This window comes from uncultured Tyzzerella sp. (assembly GCF_963558545.1).
Classification (GTDB): domain Bacteria; phylum Bacillota; class Clostridia; order Lachnospirales; family CAG-274; genus Tyzzerella.
On record NZ_CAUWHO010000082.1, the window covers coordinates 1 to 4954 of the forward strand.

A 4954-nucleotide genomic window follows, 5' to 3' on the forward strand; every position below is an offset into this window, starting at 1 on the left:
GATAGCTCTACTAAAAACTCTTTTAAAGTTTTTAGTATGGTAAAAAATATATCAAGATTTGAATATATTGTTACAAATACAGAAGTTGAGGCATTAATTTTAGAAAATAACCTTATTAAAAAATACGACCCTAAATATAATATTCGTTTAAAAGATGACAAAACATACCCTTATATAAAAATAACTACAAATGAAATGTTTCCTAAAGTCTTTATAACAAGAAAGCATCTTAATGATAAAGCTAAATACTTTGGCCCTTTTACAAACAGCCTATTGTTAAAAGAAAATGTAGAGCTTATGCACAGCATATTTTCTATAAGGACTTGTAATTTAAAGTTTCCTAAAGATTTAGGTAAATACCGCCCTTGCCTTAATTATCATATAGGTAAATGCTCTGCTCCTTGTAATTACCATATATCTGAAGAAGACTATAATAAAATTATACTTAAAGTAATTGATTTTTTTAATGGCAAACATACAGAAATAATATCCGATTTAGAAAAAGAAATGTTGTTTTTTTCTGAAAACTTAAAATTTGAAAAAGCATCTGAAATAAGAGATAAAATATTTGCAATAAAAAAATTAGAAGAAAATCAATTAGTGGAAAATACAAATATTGATGATAAAGATATAATTGCGTTTGCTAGAGCTACTTATGAGGCTATGTTTCAAGTGTTTTTTGTTAGAGGTGGAAAAATTGTTGGTAGAGAACACTTTATGATAAATAATATTGAGCATTTTACAAGAAGTGAACTTATGGAGGATTTTATAAAACAATTTTATAGTGGAACACCTTTTGTTCCTAAAGAAATAATTATACAAGAAGATATAAATGATAGAGAAATAATAGAAAAATGGCTATCTTCTATAAAGGAACAAAAAGTTACTATAATTACTCCTAAAAAAGGAGAAAAACAAAAATTAGTTGAAATGGCGTATCAAAATGCTTCTATAAGCTTAGAGCGTTTTGGAGATAGAATAAAAAAAGAAAAAGAAAAAACTATAGGTGCTTTACAAGAAATATCAAATGCCCTTGGTATAAACACCTATCTAAAAAGAATAGAAGCTTATGATATATCTAACACACAAGGAATAGAATCTGTTGGTTCTATGGTTGTTTTTGAAGATGGAAAACCTTTAAGGACAGATTATAGAAAATTTAAAATAAAATATGTTAATGGCCCTAATGATTATGCAAGTATGCAGGAAGTAATCCAAAGAAGATTTTTAAGATATATAAAAGAAACTAAAGAAAATACTATAAATGGTAAATTTAATAAACTTCCAGACATTATTTTTTTAGATGGTGGAAAAGGGCAAATAAATGCTGTATCTAAAATTTTAAATACCTTAGGTATAAATATATTATTATGTGGTATGGTAAAAGATGAAAACCATAGAAGTAGAGGTTTATTGTTTAACAATAAAGAAGTGGAATTAAAAAAATCTTCTGAAGGATTTAAGCTTATAACTAGAATACAAGATGAAGTTCATAGATTTGCTATAGAGTATCATAGAAAAGCTAGAGAAAAAACTTTAACACACTCCATTTTAGATGATATTAATGGTATAGGTGAAAAAAGGAAAAAATCTTTACTAAAACATTTTGGCTCTATAGATAAAATTAAATTAGCAAGTATAGACGAGCTTTTAATGGTAGAAAGTATGAACTATAATTCATCAAAATCTGTTTATGATTTTTTCAATAAAAAATAAATAGCTATAATTATAGCTATTTATTTTTTATAAGTATATTATCTAAAAAATTAGCTTATTTAATGACTTTATTGCTAAAAATATATCTTCTTCTGTTATTGTTAAAAAATGGTTTCTTATAGTATATTTTAAATCACAGCTTACTTTTGCAACTTTTCTAATTTCTTCATCAGATATATTATTAATACCTAATTCTTCTAAATTTGTAGGTAGTCCAATTTTTTTGTAAAACAAAATAAGCTCTTTTATTTCATCTAAAGGTCTGCCTTCTAATATTAATTGTACAATAGTAGCAAAAGCCACTTTTTCCCCGTGAAGACTTTTATAGCTATCTTTTAATATAGTAAGGCCATTATGCAAAGCGTGTGCTACAGATAATCCCCCATTTTCAAATCCTACACCACTAAGATATATATTAGCCTCTATTACATCGTCTAGAGCCTGACTATATATCCCATCTTTTAATGATAATATGGCATTATACCCATCTTGTAATATAATATCTCTACATAACTTTGATAACATAAGTATATGCTTTGTAACGTTTCCTCCTGTTATTGTTTTGCTATTTGATTTATAACAAGCATTTGTTTCATAATATGTAGATATGGCATCTCCTATGCCTGCTATTAAAAACCTAACAGGTGCTTTCATAATAATATCTACATCAACTAAAACTATATCAGGGCTATTTTTTAAAGTAATATATTGTAAAAACTCTCCTTTTTGTGTATATATAGCAGATAGCCTACTACAAGGTGCATCAGTAGAAGCAACAGTAGGTACAATAATAACAGGATAATCTTCATAATATGATATAGCTTTAGCAAAATCTAAAGCTTTACCACCACCTATACCTATTATAATATTATAATCTTGTAAATTTTGTCTATGTTTTTCAATCTCTTCAATACAACATTCCCCATTAAATATAGCTAAATTATATTTTGTATTGTTTTCTATAAAGCTATTTATAATTTGGTCCTTATAATTGTTATATATAAATTCATCTATAACAATATATGCACTGTTTTTACCAAGTTGTTTTACATATTTTTCTAAATTTTTTATCTCCTGTCTACCTTGTATATATGTACTTGGTGAAAATATAATTTTTTTCAATTTATCCACCTCTTTTATATTTTAGATATATAACCAATACAACTAGAAATCATATTGGCTATATATTATTTTAGTAATTATCTTAATATAGTAGGAGCATAATTTCTATAATAATTAGGGCGTCTTATAGCAAAAATATCATTTAGTAGCAAACTTTCTATACAAGCTCTTAATAACCCCCACCTATCCCATTCTCTAAGGTAGTTTCCTGTTCTTTCATTTTTAGCCTCTCCTACTTGGTCTAAAATTTCTTCTGCTAAATTTATAACCCTATCTACCATTTGATATATAGTTTCTCTATCTATCCCACTAATGCTATAAATAGGGCTACCTATAAATTCAAATTCGTCTAAAACTTCTGTAACAAAAGGATATAAAAAAGTATTTATTTCGGAATAAGACTTTCTCATAAGCTCCATTTCTCGTTCTCTAATATACCCTATTTTTTCATCTTCTGACATTTTAGGTTGTTCCATATTTGTACCTGTTTCGTCTACATTGTTATCTAATTTAGTCTGCTCTGTATCTGTATTTTCTTCACTATTAGTCATATTATTATCTAATCCTATTTCTACATTATCTTCTTTTTTTTCTTCCCCTTTAATTTCATTAACACTATAACTATCTAAAAAATCTTTTATACTATATTGCATAAAATTTTCCTCCAAATTAATATATAAAAATTATATGCAATAAAAATATATTTAGTGCAAGTCTTATTTACAAATTAATATTCTACATCTATAAGACATAGTCCACAAGATGGCATAGTTATACCTGCATTTGCCCTTTCTTTGCCTTCAAAAATTTGTTGTATATTATCTTCTCTTTTACCTTGACCTATTTCAAATAAAGTACCCACTATTATTCTAACCATATTATATAAAAATCCATTTCCTTTTATATATACTTTTATCTCTCCGTCTTCTTCCACAATACTTATACTATATATTTTTCTAACAGTAGATTTTTTTGATTTTTTATTGCTACAAAATGGCAAAAAATCATATTCTCCTATAAATTGTCTACTAGCTTGTCTCATTTTTTCTAAATCAACATTTGCTTTAGTATTAAAAACAAAATTTTTTTCAAAAACATTAGGAATACCTGTTGTATTTATTCTATACAAATAAGTTTTTGTTTTTGCATTAAGCCTACTATGAAACCTTATGTCTACTTCCTCTATACTATTTATAGCTATATCATTTGGTAAATATTCATTTATATATTCCATTATTTGTTTTTTATTTTTATTTGTGTCTATTTTAAAATTTGCTACTTGATGTTTAGCGTGAGCTCCTGCATCTGTTCTTCCAGAACCAAAAACATCTACTTTTTCTCCCACCATTTTTGACAAGATATTCTCTATCTTTCCTTGTATAGTATTCTCTGTATTACCTTGTTTTTGCCAACCACTATATTTTGTACCATCATAAGATACTATAATTTTATAATTTTTCATATAATCACCCTAATATTTTTCATATAAAATTTTTAAATTTAAATTTTTTGCCAATTTCTTATATTTTAAAATAAATGTATCTTCTTTAAAAAATAAAATAAACTGTTTATTATAATTAGTCCACAATACCATAGAAGGATTTTTAAAATAAAATGTAGAAAATAATATTTCTTTATAAGATATTTCTGTTATAAAATTAAGTACATCTTCGTCTACATCATCTACATTAAAATATATTTCATCTTTAGAAAATTTAAACCTTTTTATTATATTATCATAATTGTTATTATTATAAAAGACTTGTTTTTCATTTTCATTAATATTGGGGAAATAAAAATCAAAAAAACTTTTTTCATTATTATCTATAACAGTCTTTATAAATGTACTATATTCCTTATAATTTCCTGTAAAACATATATGTTTAAATTCTTCTATACCTTCTAAAATATTTTTTATATATAAAAAATTATACTGCTTAAATTGTACTAAATTTTTACCTTTTATCATAGCATCTCTCCTTAAATTTTATCAATTAATACTACTTACTATTGTCATAATAGATTTATAAAATAAACTCTATAAAATATAAATAATATATATGTTACTATATATATATTATTGTAGTCAATAAATAAAATTTTTGATAAAATATTA

5 protein-coding genes are annotated in these 4954 nt (G+C 24.8%); 1 reads left to right on the forward strand and 4 read right to left on the reverse strand.

Going from position 1 to position 4954, the window contains the following annotated elements; all coding sequences use genetic code 11:
• Window positions 1-1716 (forward strand): excinuclease ABC subunit UvrC (uvrC, locus tag R5Z65_RS09450; RefSeq protein ID WP_317368744.1); only part of this gene is annotated, 1716 nt, incomplete at its 5' end.
• A gap of 42 nt (window positions 1717-1758) precedes the next feature.
• Here uvrC and R5Z65_RS09455 read toward each other — a convergent pair.
• The 4 genes from R5Z65_RS09455 to R5Z65_RS09470 all read right to left on the reverse strand — a co-directional run bounded on the left by R5Z65_RS09455 (window position 1759) and on the right by R5Z65_RS09470 (window position 4807).
• Window positions 1759-2838, reverse strand: coding sequence for a glycerol dehydrogenase (locus R5Z65_RS09455; protein WP_317368745.1), 1080 nt, complete (start codon window positions 2836-2838; stop codon window positions 1759-1761).
• A gap of 77 nt (window positions 2839-2915) precedes the next feature.
• Window positions 2916-3491 (reverse strand): hypothetical protein, encoded by a 576-nt coding sequence (locus R5Z65_RS09460; RefSeq protein ID WP_317368746.1) that lies wholly within the window; start codon window positions 3489-3491, stop codon window positions 2916-2918.
• Between the two features lie 74 nt (window positions 3492-3565).
• Window positions 3566-4300, reverse strand: coding sequence for a tRNA pseudouridine(38-40) synthase TruA (gene truA, locus R5Z65_RS09465; RefSeq protein WP_317368747.1), 735 nt, complete (start codon window positions 4298-4300; stop codon window positions 3566-3568).
• A gap of 9 nt (window positions 4301-4309) precedes the next feature.
• Entirely contained in the window at window positions 4310-4807 is a 498-nt protein-coding gene (locus R5Z65_RS09470; protein WP_317368748.1) for a hypothetical protein, read from the reverse strand.
• Window positions 4808-4954: the final 147 nt, after the last annotated feature.